17 protein-coding genes and 1 pseudogene are annotated in these 22271 nt (G+C 69.3%); 10 read left to right on the top strand and 8 right to left on the bottom strand.

Annotated features, from left to right (window positions below; all coding sequences use genetic code 11):
* Positions 1–11 precede the first annotated feature (11 nt).
* From JOE55_RS11550 to JOE55_RS11535, 4 genes and pseudogenes are all read left to right on the top strand, one after another.
* Positions 12–860, top strand: coding sequence for a hypothetical protein (locus tag JOE55_RS11550; RefSeq protein WP_204782994.1), 849 nt, complete (start codon positions 12–14; stop codon positions 858–860).
* Positions 861–1016: 156 nt separating this feature from the next.
* Positions 1017–2495, top strand: coding sequence for an AAA family ATPase (locus JOE55_RS11545; protein ID WP_239546639.1), 1479 nt, complete (start codon positions 1017–1019; stop codon positions 2493–2495).
* An 80-nt stretch (positions 2496–2575) separates the two neighbouring features.
* Positions 2576–3022: an antirestriction protein ArdA gene (locus JOE55_RS11540; protein WP_204782992.1), complete on the top strand. Its 447-nt coding sequence runs from the start codon at positions 2576–2578 to the stop codon at positions 3020–3022.
* A gap of 35 nt (positions 3023–3057) precedes the next feature.
* Positions 3058–4341: pseudogene (locus tag JOE55_RS11535) on the top strand (IS3 family transposase).
* A 21-nt stretch (positions 4342–4362) separates the two neighbouring features.
* Here the strand turns inward: JOE55_RS11535 and JOE55_RS11530 are convergent.
* Entirely contained in the window at positions 4363–4512 is a 150-nt protein-coding gene (locus JOE55_RS11530) for a hypothetical protein (RefSeq protein ID WP_204782991.1), read from the bottom strand.
* Between JOE55_RS11530 and JOE55_RS13465 the strand changes: the two genes are divergently transcribed.
* On the top strand, positions 4502–5146 hold the full coding sequence (locus tag JOE55_RS13465; protein WP_204782990.1) for an LPXTG cell wall anchor domain-containing protein: 645 nt from the start codon (positions 4502–4504) through the stop codon (positions 5144–5146). The genes JOE55_RS11530 and JOE55_RS13465 overlap by 11 nt on opposite strands.
* 107 nt (positions 5147–5253) lie before the next feature.
* Here the strand turns inward: JOE55_RS13465 and JOE55_RS11520 are convergent, their stop codons facing one another.
* Positions 5254–5643: a hypothetical protein gene (locus JOE55_RS11520; RefSeq protein WP_204782989.1), complete on the bottom strand. Its 390-nt coding sequence runs from the start codon at positions 5641–5643 to the stop codon at positions 5254–5256.
* Positions 5644–5737: 94 nt separating this feature from the next.
* On the opposite strand from JOE55_RS11520, the gene JOE55_RS11515 reads away from it, so the two are divergent.
* Together JOE55_RS11515 and hrpA are read left to right on the top strand one after the other, a co-directional pair.
* On the top strand, positions 5738–6586 hold the full coding sequence (locus JOE55_RS11515; RefSeq protein ID WP_081749284.1) for a fructosamine kinase family protein: 849 nt from the start codon (positions 5738–5740) through the stop codon (positions 6584–6586).
* A gap of 83 nt (positions 6587–6669) precedes the next feature.
* Complete coding sequence (gene hrpA / locus JOE55_RS11510; protein ID WP_204782988.1) at positions 6670–10818, top strand: ATP-dependent RNA helicase HrpA; 4149 nt, start codon at positions 6670–6672, stop codon at positions 10816–10818.
* A 156-nt stretch (positions 10819–10974) separates the two neighbouring features.
* Here hrpA and JOE55_RS11505 read toward each other — a convergent pair whose 3' ends face one another.
* Both JOE55_RS11505 and JOE55_RS11500 read right to left on the bottom strand, forming a co-directional pair.
* Positions 10975–11403 (bottom strand): HIT family protein, encoded by a 429-nt coding sequence (locus tag JOE55_RS11505; RefSeq protein WP_061712077.1) that lies wholly within the window; start codon positions 11401–11403, stop codon positions 10975–10977.
* Positions 11404–11456: 53 nt separating this feature from the next.
* A complete protein-coding gene (locus tag JOE55_RS11500; protein ID WP_204782987.1) occupies positions 11457–12131 on the bottom strand; it encodes an MBL fold metallo-hydrolase in 675 nt (224 codons plus the stop codon).
* Between the two features lie 218 nt (positions 12132–12349).
* On the opposite strand from JOE55_RS11500, the gene JOE55_RS11495 reads away from it, so the two are divergent.
* Positions 12350–12823 (top strand): Fur family transcriptional regulator, encoded by a 474-nt coding sequence (locus JOE55_RS11495; RefSeq protein ID WP_053447142.1) that lies wholly within the window; start codon positions 12350–12352, stop codon positions 12821–12823.
* On the top strand, positions 12820–13800 hold the full coding sequence (locus JOE55_RS11490; protein ID WP_040561234.1) for a diacylglycerol/lipid kinase family protein: 981 nt from the start codon (positions 12820–12822) through the stop codon (positions 13798–13800). The genes JOE55_RS11495 and JOE55_RS11490 overlap by 4 nt, the downstream gene beginning before the upstream one ends.
* On the opposite strand, the gene JOE55_RS11485 is transcribed toward JOE55_RS11490, so the two are convergent.
* From JOE55_RS11485 to guaB1, 4 genes are all read right to left on the bottom strand, one after another.
* Positions 13722–14687: a metal ABC transporter permease gene (locus tag JOE55_RS11485; RefSeq protein WP_024290803.1), complete on the bottom strand. Its 966-nt coding sequence runs from the start codon at positions 14685–14687 to the stop codon at positions 13722–13724. The genes JOE55_RS11490 and JOE55_RS11485 overlap by 79 nt on opposite strands.
* Positions 14678–15568: a metal ABC transporter ATP-binding protein gene (locus JOE55_RS11480; protein ID WP_006215237.1), complete on the bottom strand. Its 891-nt coding sequence runs from the start codon at positions 15566–15568 to the stop codon at positions 14678–14680. The genes JOE55_RS11485 and JOE55_RS11480 overlap by 10 nt, the downstream gene beginning before the upstream one ends.
* A complete protein-coding gene (locus JOE55_RS11475; protein ID WP_204782986.1) occupies positions 15565–16497 on the bottom strand; it encodes a metal ABC transporter solute-binding protein, Zn/Mn family in 933 nt (310 codons plus the stop codon). Before JOE55_RS11475 ends, JOE55_RS11480 begins: the two co-directional genes overlap by 4 nt.
* Positions 16498–16718: 221 nt before the next feature.
* Positions 16719–18200 carry a GMP reductase gene (guaB1, locus tag JOE55_RS11470; RefSeq protein ID WP_204782985.1) on the bottom strand — a complete coding sequence of 494 codons (1482 nt, stop codon included), beginning with the start codon at positions 18198–18200 and terminating at the stop codon, positions 16719–16721.
* Between the two features lie 258 nt (positions 18201–18458).
* On the opposite strand from guaB1, the gene JOE55_RS11465 reads away from it, so the two are divergent.
* Positions 18459–22235: a multifunctional oxoglutarate decarboxylase/oxoglutarate dehydrogenase thiamine pyrophosphate-binding subunit/dihydrolipoyllysine-residue succinyltransferase subunit gene (locus JOE55_RS11465; RefSeq protein ID WP_338125479.1), complete on the top strand. Its 3777-nt coding sequence runs from the start codon at positions 18459–18461 to the stop codon at positions 22233–22235.
* Positions 22236–22271 lie beyond the last annotated feature (36 nt).

Below are 22271 nucleotides of genomic sequence, written 5' to 3'. Positions count from 1 at the left end.
AGGATGGACTCATGCGCATCGACGACTTCTTCCAGGAGTCGCCCGGCACGGGGAACCCCTGGGACTCACAAGAAACCGAGCTCAACGCTGAGCTGCTGACCCAACTGGCACAGGGCACGGCCCCTGACCCCAAGCCTCTCGAGACAGCCCTGTCGCTCACGCGGTTCGTGAGGGAAGAGTTCGAGGCGTTCGGCACCGAGCCGGCTGGCCTACGTATCTCCGAGGAGGAAGCGAGAGCGGCCCTCAGGACGCTCCGTCTCGTCCTCCAGAGGCAAGGGATCGAGTTCAAGCCTCCGTGGCGCGATTTCTCCTCCTTCAAGGGCTACTGGCTCTCCGAGGGTGCATACGGCAGCTGGCAGGCTCGTCGGGACATCCTGGAGCAGTGGTTCCGTCCCGTGCAAAACCAGCTCGACGAGGCCGACGAGCAGCAGTTCATCGGCGAGCTAACCGAGGGGATCTCACCGCACAGAGACCTGGGCTGGTCTGACGTAGACGACCACATCGCACAGCTCCGACAGCGCTTCCGATCGGCTTCCACGGTCATGGACTACAAGGACGTGGGCAACCGTTGCGTCGGCGTCCTTGAGGCTCTCAGCGCCCACGTCTACGAGCCTGCAGTCCACTGCCCACCTGGGCACTCAGAGCCTCCCGTCGACAAGACTGACATTCGCATCGGCGCGTACATCGATCACCGCCTGCCCGGCGGGTCCAACGAGGAGCTGCGGGGGCTGACCAAGAAGGCGTCGGCCCTCGCCCACAAGATGAAGCACTCACCGAAGGCCAACCGGACCACGACCGGCATCACCGCGGATGCCGTGATCCTGCTGGCAAACATCCTGCGTCGGCTTGAGGAGGGCTGAGGGGCCCAAGGGGTGCGCTTCGGTAGACAGAACCGCTGGGCTCGTGAAGGATCTGCTTACTTGCGCACAAACCCCTAGTAGACGGCTCCTTAGATATCGTGCTACCGACGAGGATTCTCGAAGGCGAGGATCTACAACAAGGTAAGGTGTCAATATATGTACATTCGGCGTGTGATTCTCGAGAACGTAAAGAGCTTCAAAGGTGAACATAGGTTCACCCTTAAGCCCGGAGTTAACTTCTTCGTTGGCGATAATAACAGCGGCAAATCAACGTTACTCGAAGCTTTGTTGTTCGCTTTTCAAGGCCCCTCTCAAACGAGGTGGACGCCAGACTCTTTCTATTGCAAGAACGGAACTGGACGAACGCGCGTGGAGGTTGATATAGCCGGTGGTGTCGAAGAGCTCGTCAAGCGAGAGAAGTTCCGTGTCCTGGGGGATTTTGTCTTCGAAGCCGATGGGGAAAAAGTTCTTCGTCTGGATCGATCAAGTGAGGATCGGGAGGTTCTGCAGGGTAAAAAGTGGCGTAGCGTCGACGTCAAAGGTGTTTGTTTCTGGCATCCGCGGAGTGAGCAATTCGAAAACGTAACCGGCATAGACGCGAGGGTTAAAGCGCTCTTCGACTTTGAGGAAGTGTGGGCTGACGCTCATCCTGCTGACCATATCGACTTTGCAAACAACAAGACTCTCGGTCGACTCCTGGACTCATCATTCCAGCGGTTCGTGCAGACTGAACTTTGGAGCAATCTCTCGGATGCACACAAGAGAGCTTTCGGCCCAGAAGAAGCCGAATCCTTTACCGCCGAGACAACACGCCTCGCCGGCGACCTGAAAAATCTTGTGGATGAGCAGTATGGCGAAGCGAACTACCGCTTCGACTTCGGTCTACCTGATGCGAACGTGTTCATGAAGCAGGGGAGTCTCCATGTCGACGATGGGGCGGGCGAGACTCCGATCGGCGGCAAGGGGACCGGGATGCAGCGGGCCGTCGCGCTGGGCCTCATCCAGCTTTACGCGCGCTCAGCGGCACTTGGGGGTGCGGAGAATGCCACCCCGTTGATCCTGATGCTGGATGAGCCCGAGACGTGGCTCCACCCCAGTGCTCAACTAAGGCTCGGCGATGCTCTAAGTAAAATTGGAGAGAAAGAGCAGGTGTTCATTGTCACGCACTCTCCGTATCTGATTAGAAAATTCAGCTCCGACGTTCATTTGCTTACGGTTCTGACTGGAAAAGGCGGTAGTCGCCGCATTGACTCGTCGACCACGTTCGGACTTTTCGACGAAGGTGAGCCAACCTGGGGCGAGATCAACTATCGCGCCTTCGGTGTGTATAGTGTGGAGTTTCATAATGAGCTCTTCGGCTGGGTTCAGCGACACCTTGAAGCTCTCAAGTCTAATGGTAGGGCCGCTAGCAATAAGGAAATCGACGAGTTCTTCAAGAAGAACGGCATACCTGTCGACAGGGTATGGATCCGAACGCCGAGTCCAGAGAAGTTGGATGCTACTTTGCCGATGTATGTTCGCAACAGCATTCACCATCCTGAAAACCGCAATAATGCGCCGGTTTCAGATGAGGATCTCCATAAATCGATTGAGTATCTGGTCGGGGTTGTCGAGTCGATCAACGCATTGCCGTAGTGCGCACCGGGCCGCCGCGGCGGCCCGGGAGACCTCCTGAGGAGTAGGTGATCAACCTGCTCATGAGCGAGGAGGACCTCTTGACGAACAGTGCCCGCATCATCCGTCACACCGAGCCCCGTCCGTGGGTTGGCTGTCTCGCGTGCTACTCAGAAGCCAGTCTCGTCGGTAGGTGGTACGACGCCGAAGACTGCGACGAGGTCACGCCGGCCCAGCTGCACGGTCACGCGACCGACCACCAGGAACTCTGGGTGATGGACCACGAGGGCATCCCGGTCACGAGCGAGATGGACCCCATGACCGCGGCCCAGTGGGGCCGCGTCCTCACCTCGGTGCCCGAGCACCAGCAGGAAGCCCTCTTCACCTGGGTGCGCTCCGGCAGCTACGTCGCCGAGGGCGAGGGCGACTTCCCATCGCTCGAGGCGTTCGAGGACGTGTACGAGGGCGAGTGGTGCTCATGGCGCGAGTACGCCGACCACATGCTCGAGGAGGGAGGCCTGCTCGAGGGTGAATCGGCCCGGGTTTGATGCCGCTGCTGTTTCAGTCCGGAAGGATAGACAGCATGCCGAAGAAGATCGATCCCCAGCTGCGAGCGAGGTGCGTGCGCCTCCTCAGGGAGCACCAGAAGGAGTACCCGCCCTGACCGCCGCAGTCACCGCAGTCGCTCGCCAGGAAGGCGTCTCGCGCGAGTCCGTGCGGCGCTGGCTCGCAGGCCGAGGTCGATGACGGAACCCGTCCCGGTGTCACGAGCGAAGAGTCCGCCGAGGTCAAGCGCCTGAAAGCAGAGAACAAGCGGCTGCGCGAGGACAACGAGATCCTCCGCCGGGCCTCAATTTTCTTCGCGGGGGAGTTCGACCCCCGAAACCGCTGATCTGCGCGTTCATCGACGAGATGCGCGCCGAGGGCTATGCAGCCGAGTCGATCCTGAGCGTCCTGCGCCAGCAGGGCCTGAGCATCGCTGCACGCACCTACCGGTCCTGGAAGCAGCCGGCCCGCATCGCCGAGCGCACCATCACTGACGCCCTGGTCGAGGACAAGATCCCCGACCTCGCCTGGACTCTCAACCCCGCCACCGGGCAGGCCCCGATGAGCCCGAGGGCCTCTACGGACGCAGGAAGTGGGTCGCGCTGCTCCGCCGCCGGAAGGCCTCGCCGGCACCTCCCGCGCGGCGGTGGACCGGGCGATGCGGACCCTCGGCCTCGAGGGCACCCGGCGGGCGAAGAAGATCCGCACCACGATCCCTGGCCCGGACGGGAAACGTGCCGGTGACCTGCTGAATCGTGACTTCACCGCCCCCGCTCCGAACCGGGTCTGGGCCACCGACTTCACCTACGTCCGCACCTGGGCGGGGTTCGTCTACGTCGCGTTCGTCGTGGACGTCTTCGCTCAGCGGATCGTGGGCTGGCACGCGTCCTCGAGCATGCGCACCGATCTCGTCATGACGCCACTGCGGATCGCGCTCTGGCAATGCGCACGGGAAGGAAACCCAGTTTCACCAGGGAATTTGATCCACCACAGCGACGCCGGGTCCCACTACACCGCGACCCGCCTGACCGAGCATCTCACCCTCGAGGGCATCGCTGCCTCGATCGGCACCGTCGGCGACGCGCTCGACAATGCCCTCACGGAGAGCTGCAACGGCCTGTTCAAGACCGGGTGCATCCGCACCACCGTCTTCCACACAGGGCCTTACCGGAGCTTCGCGGACGTCAAGTTCGCGACTGCCGGCTGGGTCGACTGGTACAAAAACCGGCGCCTCCACGGCTCGCTGGGGATGCTCACCCCGGTAGAGTTCGAGACGCTGCACAACGAGGCCCTCACCCGAGAGCCCGCACCCACAAAGTAGCGGCAGAGAACCCGGGCCGATTCACACGGCCGAGGAGCCGACGACCGAGCCCGTACCGGACCCGATCTCCGAGCCGACCTCGACCGGCGATGACCAGGGCAGCCAGGGCAACCCCTGGACGATCCGGTACGCGCATCTGGCCCCGGACACCGAGTACGCGGTGGTCGTCACGGGCCCTGACGGACAGGTCACGACCGCGACCTTCCGCACGGATGCCGACGGCACGAACACTGTGGAGCTGACATGGCCCGGCGGCTCCGTCCCTGCCGGCACCGAGCTCACCGCGACCGCCTCCGGACCGGACGGCCAGCCGATCACCGCGATAGATCAGACCCTGACGACTGCGGCCGGTGAGCCGACGCCGCCCCCCACCGAGACCCCGACTGCTGATCCCACAGAGGAGCCGACCGAGGATCCCACGACCGACCCCACCGAAGAGCCGACGGAGGAGCCCGCACCGGCCCCGACTCAGGCACCCACGCAGCAGCCGTCGGAGGAGCCTGTCGTCCCGCAGCCGACGGCCACGTCGAGCCCGAGCGCCGCGGTCCCGGGCGACGGCTCAGACGGCGCGGGCCCAGACGCCGGCCCCGCGCCAGAGCCGACCCCGGCCGCACCGGAGCAGGCCGCACCGGAGCAGGCCGCTCCTGCGCAGGAGGCCGAGCAGTCCCCCGCTGAGCAGTGGCGGGGCGAGCAGCTGCCGCACACCGGTGTCTCGAACGGATCGGTGGTGATCGCCGGCGGCGTCCTGCTGATGGCCGGAGCTGGCCTGGTGGGAGCGACCGCGCTGCGGCGCCGCCGGTCCTGAGAGCTGAACCGCCGAGGCGGCTGTGAGCGCTGAAGGGGCGCAGCACGGGGAGGATTCCCCGGTGCTGCGCCCCATCGGCGCCTTCTTGATGCCTCAGCCGATCCGGATCAGCTCCAGCGATCGCGCTCCCGCTGGCGAGCCGAGCGATGGCCGCTGTTGAACTCGGTCGGATCGAAGTCGATCATGGCGTCGTCGCCCCACTGCTCATCGAGCTCGCGGTCCTCCTCGGTGCGCGGCTCGCGGTGGGCGCGAGTGATCTGGAAGGCCGCGATGCTCAGGATGCCCCCGAGCACAAGGGAGACAGGTCCGGCGATGATCGTGAGCAGCGCACCGTCGGTGAGCGGGACCGGGGCCTCCTCCGAGGTGGCCCGGGCCCAGTAGATGATGCCCATGGGCACGGCATAGGTGGAGACCAGCAGCAGGACGATGCCCACGAGGGCCAGCAGGCCGGCGATCCGGCGTCGTCGGGCCCGCTGCTGCGGGGACAGGCTGGTCATCTCTGCGGCCTCCTCGGCCAGGGGCTCGGCGGTCGGTTGGGCGAATGTTTCGCCCGGGCGTGCGGATCCACCCTAATGGCGTCAGACTCGTGGCATGACACGTGATCGCAAGCCTGCTGAGCACCAGATCCACCGCAAGTCCTCCGACGGCTCTTCCCCCGGCGTCTTCGCCCTGGAGGCAGCCGGACTGCTGTGGCTCGATGAGGGTCCGGTGCGCTGCGCTCCCGTCCACAACGTCGGCGCGGACTTCCTGGAGCTGGGCCGCATCGGCTCCGAGCAGCCCACCCCTGAGGCGGCGCGGAGCTTCGGCCGGGCCCTGGCGCAGACGCATGACCTGGGCGCGGAGGCCTTCGGCGCGGCACCGCCGGTGCCTGCGGCCAGCTCGCAGTGGACGCGTCCCGCCCCGGAAGAGGGCTGGCGCAGCGGCTGGTTCGGCCCGCTCGAGCAGCCGATCGAGGTCTCGCTCGAGCCGACGGATTCCTGGGGCGCCTTCTACGGCGGTCAGCGGCTGCGCCCCATGCTCGAGCGGCTGCGCTCCCGCGGCGTCACGGACTCGGAGCTCGAGGACATCGAGCGGGCGACCGAGGCCATCGAAGCGGGGAGGTTCGACGACGGCGACCGTCCCGCACGCATCCACGGCGACCTGTGGGCGGGCAATCTGATGTGGGACGACCAGGGCGCGGTGCTGATCGACCCCGCCGCCCATGGCGACCACCGGGAGCAGGACCTGGCCTTCCTCTCGATCTTCGGCGCCCCGCACCTGGAGGAGATCCTGGAGGGCTATCAGGAGGCGCATCCGCTGCGCGACGGGTGGCACGAGCGCACGGGGCTGCATCAGCTCTTCGTGCTGATCGCCCACGCGGTGCTCTTCGACCCTCCGCGCGGCGGGTCCTACCTGGGGGCCACCGACCGCGCCGCTCGCAGCGCGCTCGAGCTGCTCTGAGGCGCCGCGCTGCCCCACGAGGGCGCCGCCAGGGGGACGGCGGCCGCGGGGCCGTCGTCCCCGCCCCGTAGAATGGCCGGGATATGACCACCACCGCGCACGAGGGCACCGGACCTCGGATCGTCTACCCCGAGCAGCTGCCGGTCTCGGGCCGGCGCCAGGACATCCAGGACGCGATCCGCGACCATCAGGTCGTCGTGATCGCCGGCGAGACCGGCTCCGGCAAGACCACCCAGATCCCCAAGATGTGCCTCGAGCTGGGTCTCGGGGACTCCGGCATGATCGGGCACACCCAGCCCCGGCGCATCGCCGCCCGGTCCGTGGCCGAGCGCATCGCCGAGGAGATGGGCGAGAAGATCGGCCAGACGGTCGGCTACCAGGTCCGCTTCACCTCGGAGGTGGGCCGGGACTCGCGGATCAAGCTGATGACCGACGGCATCCTGCTGGCCGAGATCCAGCACGATCGCCTGCTCTCGCGCTACTCCGCGATCATCGTGGACGAGGCCCACGAGCGGTCGCTGAACATCGACTTCCTGCTCGGCTACCTCAAGACGCTCCTGCCCCAGCGCCCGGATCTGAAGCTGATCATCACCTCGGCCACGATCGACCCGGAGCGCTTCGCCGAGCACTTCCACGAGCCCCTGCCGGCCGATGCACCGCAGGATGCGCAGCCCGAGCCCGCGCCGATCATCGAGGTCTCCGGGCGCACGTATCCCGTCGAGATCCGCTACCGGCCGCTGGAGGGCCAGCAGGATGTCGACGAGGACACCGACGACGGCCTGGAGGAGGAGGACCGCGATCCGCTCGAGGCCGTGTGCCAGGCCGTCGAGGAGCTGTCCCACGAGGACCGCGGCGACATCCTGATCTTCTTCTCCGGCGAGCGCGAGATCCGCGATGCCCAGGACGCGCTCGAGTCCCTGGTGGCGGATCGTCCGCGGCTGCGCGGCACCGAGGTCCTTCCGCTGTTCGGCCGGCTGTCCATGGCCGAGCAGCACCGCGTGTTCTCCCGCGGCTCCTCGCGGCGCATCGTGCTGGCCACCAACGTGGCCGAGACCTCGCTGACCGTGCCCGGCATCAAATACGTGATCGACACCGGCACGGCGCGCATCTCCCGGTACTCCACCCGCACCAAGGTCCAGCGCCTGCCGATCGAGCGGATCTCGCAGGCCTCGGCGAATCAGCGCGCAGGCCGCTGCGGCCGCGTCTCCGACGGCATCTGCATCCGGCTGTACTCACAGGAGGACTTCGAGTCCCGTCCCGAGTTCACGGATCCGGAGATCCTGCGCACCAACCTGGCCTCTGTCATCCTGCAGATGACCTCTGCCGGGGTGGTCCACTCCCCCGAGGACATCGGCCGGTTCCCGTTCGTGGAGCCGCCCGAGTCCCGCGCCGTGAAGGACGGCGTGATGCTGCTGCGCGAGCTCGGCGCCCTGCGTCCCGCCGAGTCCTCCCGCGGCCGTCGGGCAGAGCAGGACGGCGAGCGCTCCGGGCGCGGCTCGCGCGGACGCCGCGGGCGCGGTCGCGGCGACAGGGACGACGAGCGCTCTCCGCTGACCCGCACCGGTCGCACTCTGGCCGCGCTGCCCGTGGATCCCCGGCTGGGCCGCATGATCGTGGAGGGCCAGCGCCGCGGCTGCGCCCGCGAGGTCATGATCCTGGCCGCCGCGCTGACCATCCAGGACCCCCGCGAGCGCCCGCTGGAGAAGCGGGCTCAGGCCGATGAGCTGCATGCCCGCTTCAAGGACACGAGCTCCGACTTCCTGGGCTTCCTGCTGCTGTGGCAGCACCTCCAGCAGCAGCAGGAGCAGCTGTCCAGCTCGCAGTTCCGCAAGACCGTGCAGCGCGAGTTCCTGAATTTCCTGCGCATCCGCGAGTGGCAGGACCTTTACACGCAGCTGCGGCAGATGGGCCGCTCGGTAGGCATCGAGGTCGGCCGCGACCGGGAGATCGATCCGGCCGCCAAGGCCGATGACGTCCACAAGTCTCTGCTGGCCGGGCTGCTCAGCCATATCGGCCTGCGCGATGAGCGCACCCGCGACTACCAGGGCGCCCGCGGCACGCGCTTCGCGATCTTCCCGGGCTCGGCGCTGTTCAAGAAGAAGCCGGACTTCGTGGTCTCTGCCGAGCTCGTGGAGACCTCCCGCCTGTGGGCGCGCGTGAACGCCGCGGTCGAACCGCAGTGGATCGAGGAGGTCGCCGGCGATCTGGTCAAGCGCACCTACGCCGAGCCGCACTGGTCCCGCAGCCAGGGCGCGGTGATGGCCAAGGAGCGGGCCACCCTCTACGGCGTCCCGCTGGCGGCGGATCGGCCCGTGGGCTACTGGAGGATCGACCCGGTCGCCTCCCGCGAGATCTTCCTGCAGAAGGCCCTCGTGGAGGGCGACTGGCAGACCCGCCACCGCTTCGTGCAGCGAAACCGCAGGAAGCTCGCCGAGGTCGAGCAGCTCGAGTCACGGCTGCGCCGCAAGGACCTGCGGGTCGACGACCAGGCGCTCTACGAGTTCTTCGATGCCCGGGTCCCCGCCGAGGTCGTCTCCCAGACCCACTTCGACACGTGGTGGAAGAAGGCCTCGCGCCAGGACGAGCACCTGCTCGACTTCGACCCCGAGCAGCTGATCGACGACCAGGCCGAGACCTGGGACGACTCCGCCTTCCCGCGCCGCTGGATCGCCCGCACCGACGGCGGTGAGCTGAGCCTGGATCTGGACTACACGTTCGCCCCCGGCTCCGGCACCGGACCCTCCGAGCGGAAGGGGTCCGGGCGCGGGCGCCAGGCCGACGGCGTCACAGTGCGCGTGCCGATCCTCTTCCTGCACCAGCTGCGCCCGGGGCCCTTCCGCTGGCTGATCCCGGGTCTGCGCACGGAGCTGGTGACCGCCCTGATCCGCTCGCTGCCCAAGCAGGTGCGCAAGAGCGTGGTCCCGGCCCCGGATGTGGCCCGTCGGGCCGTCGAGCTGCTCGACGCTCAAGCCGATCCGGAGCAGGACGCCCTGGAGCAGTCTCTGGAGCGCGCTCTGCGCCAGCTCAAGGGCGTCGTCATCCCACCGGGGTCGTGGGACTGGTCCGCTGTGCCCGAGCACCTGCGCATGCACTTCCAGGTCCGCGACTCCCGCAACCGGGTCCTCGGCGAGGGCGAGGACCTCGAGCACCTGCAGGTCGCGCTGCGGGATCAGGTCCGCGCCGCGCTGGCCGAATCGCTGGGCACCTCGGCCTCGGCGCTGCCGGTGCCCGGCCCCGGTGCCGTCCCCGGCCCGGGAGGCGGCTCCGGCTCGCAGGGGAAGAGCGGGCGGAAGAAGAAGGGCCCTGCCTCCGGTGGCGGCAAGGAAACGGCCGGACCTGCGCTGGAGCGCGACGGGCTCACCGAGTGGCCCGAGCGGGACCTGCCGCGCAAGGTCGACACCGTGGTCTCCGGTCAGCGCATCACCGGCTGGCCGGCGCTCGTGGCCTCCCCCGGCGCCCAGGCCTCCGAGCCCACCGCCGACGTCCGCATCTTCTCCTCCGAGCAGGACCAGCGGGCGGCCCAGCGCTCGGGCACCATCTCGCTGCTGCAGCGCCGCCTGCCGAACACCCAGCGGTTCATCTCGGACCATCTGGACAACCGGGAGAAGATCGTCTTCACCCAGAATCCCCACGGGTCGGTCGACGCCCTCATCCAGGACTGCACCCGCGCCGCCGTGGACAAGCTCGTGCCTGCCGAGCCGCCGTGGACCCGCCAGGAGTTCGACCGGCTCTTCGACGACGTCCGCGCCGAGCAGATCGAGACCGTCTTCCAGGTCACCGCGCTGGTGGCCGAGGTCCTCACGCTGGCCAACTCCGTGCGCAAGCGGATCAAGCGACCGTCGTCCATGGCAGCCGTCAGCGCGTTCGCCGACATCCGAGAGCAGCTCGACCGCCTGGTCAAGCCGGGCTTCGTGACCCGTATCGGGTGGGCGCACCTGCAGCACCTGCCGCGCTACCTCAAGGCCATGGAGCTGCGCATCGACAAGCTCGTGGGCACCGCCAACATCCAGCGCGACGGCGTGAACATGAGCGAGATCCAGTCCCTCGAGGACGAGTTCGACAAGGCCGTGGCCGCCGTGCCGAAGGGCCTGCCGGTGCCCGAGGCGCTGGCAGTGATCGAGTGGGAGCTCGAGGAGCTGCGCGTCTCGCTGTTCGCCCAGGAGCTCGGCACCGCCCACACCGTCTCGGCCAAGCGCGTGCGCAAGGCGCTGCGAGACGCCGCTGCTCGCTGATCCGGGAAGGCACCGGGAGACGACGCTCCGGGCCCGACCCGCGCCGTGCCCCGCCGCCTCTGCCGCTGGATGTCAGCAGGCCCCGACGATCCGGGAATCGTCGGGGCCTGCTGACAAGGCGCCGTGGCGGCCGGGGACCTGCGGGCCCCATCCGGTTCAGTCCTGAGGCACCTGGACCTCGTGGCCGGCCGAGCGCAGTCCCTCGCGGATGCGCTGAGCGGCGTCGTCCATCACGGCCGGATCCGGATCGTGATCCGCATTGGCGAAGTCGAAGTCCGCGGTCGAGGACACGGGCCACACGTGGATGTGGACATGCGGCACCTCGAAGCCCTGGATCATCTGGCCCACGCGCTGGGGCTCGAAGATCTCTCGCTGGGCTCGGCCGATGACCTGGCTGACGCGCATGAGGTGTCCGGCCAGCGCCGGGTCGAGATCCAGCCAGTGGTCGATCTCCTGGCGGGGCACCACCAGGGTGTGCCCGGTGGACAGGGGATCCGCCGAGAGGAAGGCGACGCACTCGTCGTCCGTCCAGACGAATCGGCCGGGGATCTCGCCGTCGATGATGCGGGTGAAGATGGTCGTCACTGCGTCCTCCTGGGTGTGCGGGTGTCTCCGGGTGTGCTGTGCGAGCGGTGCGCTCAGGCCTCGACGGTCGTGCTGGGGTCCAGGTGCTCGTAGTCGGTGCCGTACTTGGCGGCGAAGGCCGTGACCTGCTTCTCCACGATGCCGAAGCCGTTGTCCGAGAGCAGGGCGTCGTGGATGGGGTAGGCCTTCTCGGCCCGGACCGCGATGAGGAAGTCGATGACCTCCGCCATCTTGGACCACGGCGCGTGCAGCGGGACCAGCACGGTGGACGGGGTGATGCCGTCCGGGACGATCAGCGAGTCCCCGGGATGGTAGACGCGCTCCTCGATGAGGTAGCCGACGTTGTCGACCGTGCGGATCAGCGGGTGGATCATCGCGTGCTGCCCGCCGAAGGTGCGCACCCGCACGCCCGACAGATCGAGCTCGGTCTCGGCGTCGACGTCGTGGATGCGCTCGCCTCCCTTCGAGTCGGTCGCGTCCGCGCCGAGCTGCTCGCGCAGATCGGCGGCCACCGAGCCCGGGGCCCAGACCTGCAGATCGCGCATCTGCCGCAGCTGCGCCGGAACGCGCTCGGGATCCAGGTGATCGGGATGCGTGTGAGTGATCAGCAGATGATCGGCCCCGTCCATGGCCTGCTCGACCTCGGAGAAGCTGCCAGGATCCAGCACCAGCACGGTGCCGTCGATCTCCAGGCGGACGCAGGAATGGGTGTACTTGGTCAGCTTCACGTGGGACTCCTCAGCGATGCCTGCACCGTGCGGTTCCGCCGCTAGCTGCGCGGCGCGGCCGGTGCTGTGCTCCCAGCCTACTGATCCGCTGCGACCTCGCGAGGGCCCCGTCCCCCGCGTCCACCGCACCGGGCCCGGGGCCGCGCCCGAGTAGCATGGAGGATCCCCCGGCCGCCGTCCCCCAGGCACGGGTGCGATCGTGTTCAGGAGGTCCTTCGTTGTCCACGCCGTCAGCTCAGCAGCCGCACGCCGCCGTGCGCGTGACCCGCCAGCGCCGCGCGGTCCAGGCCGCCATGAGCGCGCAGTCCGACTTCATCTCCACCCAGGACCTGCACGCAGCTCTGCGCGAGAGCGGCGAGTCCGTCTCCCTGCCCACGACCTACCGGATCCTGCAGTCCATGGCCGAGGCCGGGGAGGTCGACGTCCTGCGCAGCCAGGACGGCGAGTCCATCTACCGCCAGTGCGCCGCCGAGCAGCATCACCACCATCTGGTCTGCCGCCGGTGCGGAGCGACCGTGGAGCTGCAGGCGCCGGAGATCGAGCGCTGGACCTCGCAGACCGCGCAGGATCACGGCTTCACGCAGGTCGACCACACCGTCGAGATCGTCGGGCTGTGCGCCCGATGCTCCGCTCAGGCCCCGGCCGAGGACTCGAGCGATGACGAGGGCGACGACGCCCCGGGTGCGGCATGAGCCGGTCCTCGGCGCGGACCGCGCCGCTGATCCTCCTGGTGGTCAATCCGCGGAGGCGCCGCGGCCCGGACACGGCCCGGCGCGCGGCGGCCATCCTGCGCACCGGAGGCTTCCGCACCGAGACCGTCCGCACCGCCCCGGAGGACGCGACCGACCGCTCTGGCGTGGTGTGGGGAGCATCCCTGCAGCGCAGGCTGTCCCGGGCCGACGCCGAGGGCGATGCCGTGGCCGCCGTCGTGGCCGTGGGCGGGGACGGCATGGTCCACACCGTGGTCAACGTCCTCAGGCAGCGCAGCGACCGGGGCCTGGAGCCGGTCCCGTTCGGGCTGGTGCCGGCAGGCACCGGCAACGACCTGGCTCGGCACATGGGCGTTCCGCAGAACGACCCGGAGCGAGCCGCCGGCCGGGTGCTGCGCGGTCTCGACGAGGGCCCGCGGTCCATGGATCTGGGGCGCATCGAGCTCGCCGACGGCAACCGGCGCTGGTACGCGACCGCCGCCTGCTGCGGCATCGACGCCGCGGTCGCTCAGCGGGCGAACTCCTGGCGCTGGCCGCGCGGCGAGTCCCGCTATCTGGCCGCTCTTCCGGTGGAGGTGCTGCGCTACCCGTCTCCGTTCACGTCCCTGGAGATCGAGCAGCCGGGAGGGCGGACCGTGCTGTCGGCGCGGCGCCTGCTCATGCTCTCCGTGGCCAACACGTCCTCGATCGGAGGCGGTCTGCGGATCGTCCCGCATGCGGAGGCCTTCGACGGCGTCTTGGAGATCTTCCAGGTCCGGGCCATGCCGCGCACCCGCGTCGCTCGCCTGTTCCCGCTCCTGATGCGCGCCGCGCACACCGAGCTGCCCGAGGTCAGCATGGATGCGGCCCTGTCCGCGCGGATCGACGCCACCGGCCCGATCTACGCGGACGGCGAGCCCGTGGGCTCCGGCCCTGCCGTCATCTCGATCGAACCCGCGGCGCTGCCCGTCCTGCTCTGAGCCTGCGGCTGCCCCGCGGGGCGGCCGCTGCGCGGAAGCCGTCCGCTTGCCCGGCGGCGCCGCCCCAGCAGCCGGGCGATGCCCCACAGCAGGAACGAGATCGTAGTGACGTACGGGCTGATCGGCAGCGATCCGCCCAGCGCCAGAAGCGTCCCCCCGAGCATCGCCGCCTCGGCGAAGACCACGGACAGCACCACCACGCGTCCTGGGGAGGCCGTGAGGCTCATGGCCGCTGCGGCCGGGGTCACCAGCAGGGCCAGCACCAGCAGGGCGCCGATGATCTGCACCGACAGCGCCACGGCCACGCCCAGCAGGAGCATGAACACGATCGACAGCCCCCGGATCGGCAGCCCCCGCGCCTGGGCCACCGCGGGATCCAGGCTGGCGAAGCTCAGCGGCCGCCACAGCAGCCCCAGCCCCGCCAGGACCACGATCGACAGGATCGCGATCGAGACCAGCTGGATCTCGGAGACCGAGACGATCTGGCCCGTCAGCAGCGCGAACTGGTTCGCGCTGCGCCCCTGGTAGAGCGACAGCGCCAGGATGCCCAGGCCCAGCCCGAACGGCATGAGCACTCCCACCACCGAGTTGGCCGCCCGGGATCGGGCACCCAGCAGACCGATCAGCAGCGCTGCGATCACCGAGCCCAGCAGCGAGCCGGTCACGATCGAGGTCCCGGCCAGCAGGGCGATCGCCCCGCCGGCGAAGGACAGCTCCGAGACGCCGTGGACGGCGAAGGCCAGGTCGCGCATCATCACGAACGTGCCGATGATGCCGCCGACCAGGCCCACAAGGGCTCCGGCGTACAGGGAGTTCTGCAGCAGGACCAGGACCTCGCCGTAGCGCTCGAAGACGAAGACCTGCTCCAGCAGCGTGCTCAGCGAGATGGCGTCGTCCACGGACGGCTCCCTTCGTCGTGGGGCGGTCGGACCGCAGCGCCCTCGTGGGCTGAAGGGTCCGAATCGAGATGGTGGGCGTGCTCGCGCTCGGCGCCGACCACGATGATCCGCCCGCCGGCGCGCACGACCTCGATCGGGGTCCCGTAGAGCTCGGAGAGCACGTCGGTGCGCAGCACCTCGTCCGGAGTGCCGATGCGGAAGGAGCCGTTCGCCAGGTACAGCACGCGGTCGACGTCGTCGATGATCGGGTTCACGTCATGGGTGACGAACACGACGGCCGCCCCGGTGCGCCGGCTCTGCTGCGCCACCAGTCCAGCGACGTCGCGCTGCCTGCTCAGGTCCAGCGACAGCAGGGCCTCGTCGAACAGCAGCAGGTCCGGGTCGGTGATCATGGCCTGGGCGATGCGCAGGCGCTGCTGCTCGCCTCCGGAGAGCAGCCCGACCGGGGCATCCGCGAAGTCCAGGGCGCCCACGCGCTGCAGGGCCTCGTCGATCCGGCGCCGGGCGGACGCGCGGCCGCGCAGGCGCGGCCCCCAGCGGTGCCCGTCCAGGCCCATGCCCACCAGGTCGCGGCCGCGCATGGGCACCTCGCGGGCGAAGGCCCTCTGCTGGGGCACATAGCCGATGCCGGTGGAGCCGCGGCGCGGGGCCTGGCCCTGCACCCGGACCTCTCCGCCGCTCAGCGGCTGCAGGCCGAGCAGGACCCGCAGCAGCGAGGTCTTGCCCGTGCCGTTGCCGCCGAGCACGGCGATGTACTCCCCCGGCGAGATCTGCAGGTCCAGCCCGGACCACAGGGTGCGCCGCCCCATGGACAGGCTCGCCCGGCGGAACTCCACCACGGGTGCCGCCTCGGTGCTGCCGGCGCTCATCGGATCTCCTCCAGCTGGTCGACGTTCGCGCTCATCCACTCCAGATAGGTGACGCCTTCCGGGACGGTCTCGGTGAAGGACACGACGTCCGCCCCGGTCTCCTCAGCGGTGTCCTGCAGCCGCTGGGTCTGCCCGCTGGCGGTGTGCTCGTTGTAGGCGAGCACGTCCGCCTCCCCGGATTCCAGGGCCTCCTCGGCCTCCAGGTACAGCAGCGGCGGGATGTCCAGCCCGTTCTCTACCGCGGCCGTGAGCTGCTCGGGAGTGGCGTCGTGGAGACCGGCGCGCTCGAGCAGGTGATCGGCGACGGGCTCGGTGGCCAGGAAGGAGCCCTCGAGGTGCAGGTCCTCGGCGCGCACGCCCAGCTCGTGGAGGCTGTGCGCGTACTGCTGCCCGCGCTCGGTCACCTCGGGGGCCTCCTCCGGCGCCAGCTCGCCGATGCCGTCGGCGAGGGCCCCGCTGAGGCGCTCCATGGACGGCAGGTCGTACCAGACGTGCTCGTTGAAGGCGGCGTGATCGTGGCCGTCGTGGGAGTGCGCCTCATGCGCGCTCTCGTCCTCGCTGTGCTCCTCGTGGTCGTGGCCGTCGTGGTCGTGCTCGTCGTCAGCCTCCTCCGACGCCTCCAGGCCGGAGACCTCGACGGCGTCGATCACCCGGGCCTCGGAGCCCTCGAGCAGGCCGTCCATGAAGCTGTCGTAGCCTCCGCCGTTGACGATCACCAGGTCGGCGTCGCGCACGGTGAGGGCATCCAGCGGCGTGGCCTCGTAGGAGTGGGGGTCCTGGGCCGGGGAGTCGATGATGGCCGTGACCTCGACGTCATCCCCGCCGATCTCCCGGGCCATGTCGGCATAGACGGAGGTCGAGGCGACGACGCGCAGCGTCTCGTCGTCCGCCGCTGCCCGAGCCTGATGGCCGGAGGTGCACCCGGTCATCGCCAGGGCCCCGACGGCGGCCAGAGCCAGGAGGCCGGTCGCTGAGCAGCGGCTTCCGCGGCGAGGCCGCCCCGCGGGCCGCCCTGCGCGGGCCGCGGCGGGAAGCTCGTCGGCCGCCCCGCCGGGCCGGCTCTTATTGATAATCGTTTTCATCTAGGCGCCGACAGTAGCAGATGCTGCCGCCCGGACCCAGCCCGAGCGCGATTCGACCGCTCGCGCACTCAGCTCCAGCTCTCGGAGCGCGCGCGGCCCTCCTCATATCCCGAGCGGCTCTGGATGCCGAGCACAGCGCGATCTGCGAACTCCGGCAGATCCGAGGCTCCGGCGTAGGTCATGGAGCTGCGCACCCCGGCGGTGAGGTGATCGATCAGGTCCTCCACCCCCGGGCGACGCGGGTCCAGGTACATCCTGGAGCTCGAGATGCCCTCCTCGAACATGGCCCGGCGCGAGCGCTCGAAGGCCTCCAGCCCCTCGGTCCGAGCCAGCACGGCGCGCGTGGAGGCCATGCCGAAGCTCTCCTTGTAGAGGCGGCCGTCGGCGGCTCGCCGCAGCTCCCCGGGGCTCTCGTGGGTTCCGGCGAACCAGGAGCCCACCATGACCTGGCTGGCGCCCGCGGCCAGCGCCAGGGCGGCATCCCGGGGATGCTTCACGCCGCCGTCCGCCCACACGGACCCGCCCAGCTCGGCGGCGGCCTCGGCGCACTCGAGCACGGCCGACAGCTGGGGACGCCCCACGGCGGTCATCATGCGGGTCGTGCACATGGCCCCCGGGCCCACACCGACCTTCACGATGTCCGCCCCGGCCCCCAGCAGGTCGCGCACGCCGCCCGCCGTGACCACGTTGCCCGCCACGATCGGGCGGGAGGCGGCCACCGTCCGCACGGTCTCCAGCGCCTGCAGCATCTTCCGCTGGTGCCCGTGAGCGGTGTCGACCACCAGCACGTCGACGCCGGCCTCGACGAGCGCTCGGGCCCGACCCTCCACATCGCCGTTGATGCCGATGGCCGCGGCGACCCTCAGCCGTCCGTCGGCATCCGTGCTCGGCGCGTAGATCGTGGCGCGCACAGCCGCCTGGGAGGTGATCACGCCGAGCGCGATGCCCTCGGCGGAGACCACCGGGGCCACCTCGGTGCCGGACTGCGCCAGGCGCTGGCTGACGGCTGCCATGGTCGGCACCAGCGACGACGGGGCCGCACCGATGCCCTCGACGGCCAGGTCCTGCTCCGGGATCGCCGGCAGGTCCGTGCGCATGACCGAGCGCAGCGAGGCGCCGCTGTCCGCCTCCTGGCAGTCCGGCTCCTGGACGAGCCCGAGCAGTCGACCGTCGTCGTCGACGACCAGCACGCTGCCGTGGGCGTACTCGCCCAGTCGCGTCCGGGCGTCGTGGACGGTGTCCTCAGCGCGGAAGGTGCGCGCCGAGAGGAAGCGCAGGGGACGCGCCTTGACCCAGTCGGTCTCCCGGGCCACGACCTCCATCGGGAGGTCCTGCGGCAGCACTGCCAGGCCGCCGCGCCGGGCCATGGACTCGACCATCCGCTTGCCGGTCACCGCGGTCATGTTCGCGGCCACCAGCGGGATCGTGGAGCCGGTCGGATCGGGCGCCGCCAGGTCCACGTCGAAGCGCGAGGAGGTCGCGGAGGACGACGGGACCAGGAAGGCGTCGTCGTAGGTCAGATCCGTGACAGGGGTGTTGAGGAATCGCACGCACCGAAGTCTAGGACCGCCGTTCAGCCGCGCGGGCCACGGGCGCGGCCCCTGCTGGCCCTGGCCGACTCGCCCTACTAGACTCTGGATGCATATGACCGCACCCGGGAGCAGCGCCTCCAGCCGCGTCCCGGGCTGAGTCGGAACGGGCGGATTCGACGACGAGCCGCCCTTCAGGGTCCGGACCCGGCAGGGCGGTCCTCAGGCGCGGCCGACGGCGGCCGCGGCGATACTGACGACAGAATGAGGCGTAGGCACGTGCCAAGCACACCACGAGATCTGATCCCGGAAGAGTTCGCGGGCAACGAGTGGCTGGTCGAGGACCTCTACGAGCGCTACCGGAAGGATCGCGACTCGGTCGATCGTGACTGGTGGCCGGTGTTCGAGGCCATGGACCGCGCCGCATCCTCCGGCAGCGAGAGCGCGGCAGCTTCCCCGGAGCCCCCGGCAGAGGCCACGACGAACGAGTCCGCAGCAGAGGCGGAGGCACCGGCGAAGAAGCCGGCGCCGTCCTCCGCCGCGCAGCAGAAGGGTCCGAGCGCCGCCGCCTCGAAGCCCGCCCCCCAGAAGACCACGAACAAGAGCACCCAGGAGAGCACCCCAGTGGAGTCCACCTCGGCAGGATCCGCAGAGCAGCCGCAGGACGAGCCGCAGGACAAGGTGGTGAAGCTGCGCGGGCCGGCCAAGGCCGTGGCCGCCAACATGGAGGCCTCCCTGTCGGTCCCCACCGCCACGACCGTGCGCGCGGTGCCGGCCAAGCTGCTGATCGACAACCGCATCGTCATCAACTCCCACCTGGCCCGCAACCGCGGCGGCAAGGTCTCCTTCACGCACCTGATCGGCTACGCCGTCATCAAGGCGCTGAAGAAGATGCCGTCCATGAACGTCACCTATGAGGAGCAGGACGGCAAGCCGGTGGCCATCCACCCGGCGCACGTCAACTTCGGCCTGGCGATCGACCTGCCCAACAAGGACGGCTCGCGCAACCTGGTGGTGCCCAACATCAAGGGCGCCGAGGACCTCACCTTCCGCGAGTTCTGGGATGCCTACGAGGACATGGTCGGCCGTGCCCGCAAGGGCGAGCTGACCATGGACGACTACGCCGGCACCACGGTCTCGCTGACCAACCCCGGCGGCATCGGCACCGTGCACTCCGTGCCCCGCCTGTCCAAGGGCCAGGCCACGATCGTGGGCGTCGGCGCGCTGGACTACCCCGCCGAGTTCCGCGGCTCCTCCCCCCGCACCTTGGCGCGCAATGCGATCTCCAAGGTCATCACCCTGACCTCGACCTACGACCACCGCGTCATCCAGGGCGCCGGCTCCGGCGAGTTCCTGAAACTGATCGAGTCCTACCTGCTCGGCGACGAGTTCTGGGACGAGGTCTTCCACGGGCTGAGGATCCCCTACGAGCCCGTGCGCTGGGTCACCGACAACCAGGTGAACCCGGAGACCGAGGTCAACAAGGTCGCCCGGATCCAGCAGCTGATCCACGCCTACCGCGTCCGGGGCCACCTGATGGCCGCCATCAACCCGCTGGGCTACGAACAGCGCGCCCACCCGGATCTGGACATCCGCACCTACGGCCTGTCGCTGTGGGACCTGGACCGCGAGTGGCCCACCGGCGGCTTCGGCGGGGCGCGCATGCTGACCCTGCGCACCATCCTGGGCCTGCTGCGCGATGCCTACTGCCGCACGATCGGCGTCGAGTACATGCACCTGGACGCCCCCCAGGAGCGCGAGTTCTTCCAGGAGCGCCTGGAGAAGGGCTACACCAAGCCCTCGCGCGAGGAGCAGTTCCGCATCCTCAGCCGCCTCAACGCGGCCGAGGCCTTCGAGACCTTCCTGCAGACCAAGTACGTCGGCCAGAAGCGCTTCTCGCTGGAGGGCGGCGAGTCGCTGATCCCGCTGCTCGACGCCGTGATCTCCGATGCCGCCGATCAGAACCTCGCCGGCGTGGCCATCGCCATGGCCCACCGCGGGCGCCTCAACGTGCTGACGAACATCGCCGGCAAGTCCTACGCCCAGGTCTTCCGCGAGTTCGACGGCGGCCAGGATCCCCGCGCCGAGGGCTCCGGCGACGTCAAGTACCACCTGGGCACCGAGGGCACCTTCACCTCGGATGCCGGCAACCAGACCCAGGTCTACCTGGGTGCCAACCCGTCGCACCTCGAGGCCGCCGATCCGGTGATCGAGGGCGTCGCCCGCGCCAAGACCGATGTCCTGGGCGCAGGCCCCGAGGGCGACGGCACCTTCCCGGTGCTGCCCATCCAGGTCCACGGCGATGCCGCCATGGCCGGTCAGGGCGTGGTCTACGAGGTCATGCAGATGGCCGAGCTGCCCGCCTACGCCACGGGCGGCACGGTGCACGTCGTGGTGAACAACCAGATCGGGTTCACCACCGGTCCGGAGGCCGGTCGCACCTCGACCTACGCCACGGACGTCGCCCGCGCCGTGCAGGTGCCGACCTTCCACGTCAACGCCGATGACCCCGAGGCCGTCACCCACGTGGGCCAGATGGCCTTCGAGTACCGCGAGCGCTTCCACAAGGACGTCGTGATCGACCTGATCTGCTACCGCCGCCGCGGTCACAACGAGGGCGATGACCCCTCGATGACCCAGCCGGTGATGTACGACATGGTCGATCAGAAGCGCTCCACGCGCCGGGTCTACACCGAGAACCTCGTGGGCCGCGGCGACATCAGCCAGGACGAGGCCGATCGCGCGCTCAAGGACTACCAGGAGCGCCTGGAGCGGGTGTTCACCGAGACCCACGAGGCCCAGACCTCCGAGGCCCCGCTGGTCACCGGCGATGCCGCCGCGATCTCGAACATCGAGCGCCCCTCAGCCCAGCAGGCCGATTCCGGGATCTCCATCCCCCGCTCGACCGCCATCTCCGTGGACACCGCCCGTCGTATCGGCCAGGCCCACCTCGAGTCGCCGGAGGACTTCACGGTCCACCGCAAGCTCACCAAGCTGCTCGAGCGCCGCGCAAAGATGACCGTCGACGGCGGCATCGACTGGGGCATGGGCGAGATCATGGCCTTCGGCTCCCTGCTGATGGAGGGCATCCCGGTGCGGATGTCGGGCCAGGACGTCCAGCGCGGCACGTTCACCCAGCGCCACGCGGTGCTCTTCGACAACGAGACCGGCAAGCCGTGGATCCCGATCAACGGCCTGGTCGATGACCAGGAGACGCTGGCGATCTACAACTCGCTGCTCTCCGAGTACGGCGTGCTCGGCTTCGAGTACGGCTACTCCGTCGAGCGCCCGGACGCCCTGACCGTGTGGGAGGCGCAGTTCGGCGACTTCATCAACGGCGCCCAGACGATCGTGGACGAGTTCGTCTCCTCGGCCGAGCAGAAGTGGGGCCAGCGCTCGTCGCTGGTCATGCTGCTGCCGCACGGCTACGAGGGTCAGGGCCCGGACCACTCCTCGGCCCGCATCGAGCGCTTCCTCGCGCTGTGCGCCGAGCGCAACATGATCGTGGCGCAGCCGTCGACCCCGGCGAACCACTTCCACATGCTGCGTCGTCAGGCCTACGCCCGTCCTCGCAAGCCGCTGATCGTGGCCGCCCCCAAGCAGCTGCTGCGGCTGAAGGCCGCCAGCTCGCAGGTCGAGGACTTCACCTCGGGCACGTTCCGCCCGGTGATCGAGGACCAGGCCGGTCTGGATGCCGAGAAGGTCACCCGCGTGGTGCTCGTCTCCGGCCGCCTGTACTACGACCTCGCCGCGCACCGCGAGAAGAGCGACGATCGCAGCACCGCCATCGTGCGCGTCGAGCAGCTCTACCCGCTGCCGAGCGAGGAGATCCGCGCGGAGCTGGCCAAGTACCCGAACGCCGAGGTCGTGTGGGCGCAGGACGAGCCGGCCAACCAGGGCCCGTGGCCCTTCATGGCCGTCAACCTGGTCCCGGAGCTCGACCGCCGCGTCTCGCTGGTCTCGCGCCCGGCCTCGGCCTCCCCGGCAGCCGGCTCGGCCAAGCGCCACTCCCTCGAGCTCGAGACCCTCATCGAGGAGCTCTTCGAGGGCCGCTGAGCCGATCGCCGCGCCCCAGGGCGCACCTGACGACGG

The organism is Kocuria palustris (genome assembly GCF_016907795.1).
Lineage (GTDB): Bacteria > Actinomycetota > Actinomycetes > Actinomycetales > Micrococcaceae > Kocuria > Kocuria palustris.
Note: the sequence above shows the minus strand (reverse complement) of the source record. Positions and strands in the feature narration are given on the sequence as shown.

What these genes read in the sequence shown, in the direction of transcription:
- JOE55_RS11545 (WP_239546639.1), top strand. Translation starts at nt 1,017, where the DNA reads ATGTACATTCGGCGTGTGATTCTCGAGAACGTAAAGAGCTTCAAAGGT.
- JOE55_RS11515 (WP_081749284.1), top strand. Translation starts at nt 5,738, where the DNA reads ATGACACGTGATCGCAAGCCTGCTGAGCACCAGATCCACCGCAAGTCC.
- JOE55_RS11475 (WP_204782986.1), bottom strand. Translation starts at nt 16,497, where the DNA reads ATGACCGGGTGCACCTCCGGCCATCAGGCTCGGGCAGCGGCGGACGAC.
- JOE55_RS11550 (WP_204782994.1), top strand. Translation starts at nt 12, where the DNA reads ATGCGCATCGACGACTTCTTCCAGGAGTCGCCCGGCACGGGGAACCCC.
- hrpA (WP_204782988.1), top strand. Translation starts at nt 6,670, where the DNA reads ATGACCACCACCGCGCACGAGGGCACCGGACCTCGGATCGTCTACCCC.
- JOE55_RS11490 (WP_040561234.1), top strand. Translation starts at nt 12,820, where the DNA reads ATGAGCCGGTCCTCGGCGCGGACCGCGCCGCTGATCCTCCTGGTGGTC.
- JOE55_RS11480 (WP_006215237.1), bottom strand. Translation starts at nt 15,568, where the DNA reads ATGAGCGCCGGCAGCACCGAGGCGGCACCCGTGGTGGAGTTCCGCCGG.
- JOE55_RS11520 (WP_204782989.1), bottom strand. Translation starts at nt 5,643, where the DNA reads ATGACCAGCCTGTCCCCGCAGCAGCGGGCCCGACGACGCCGGATCGCC.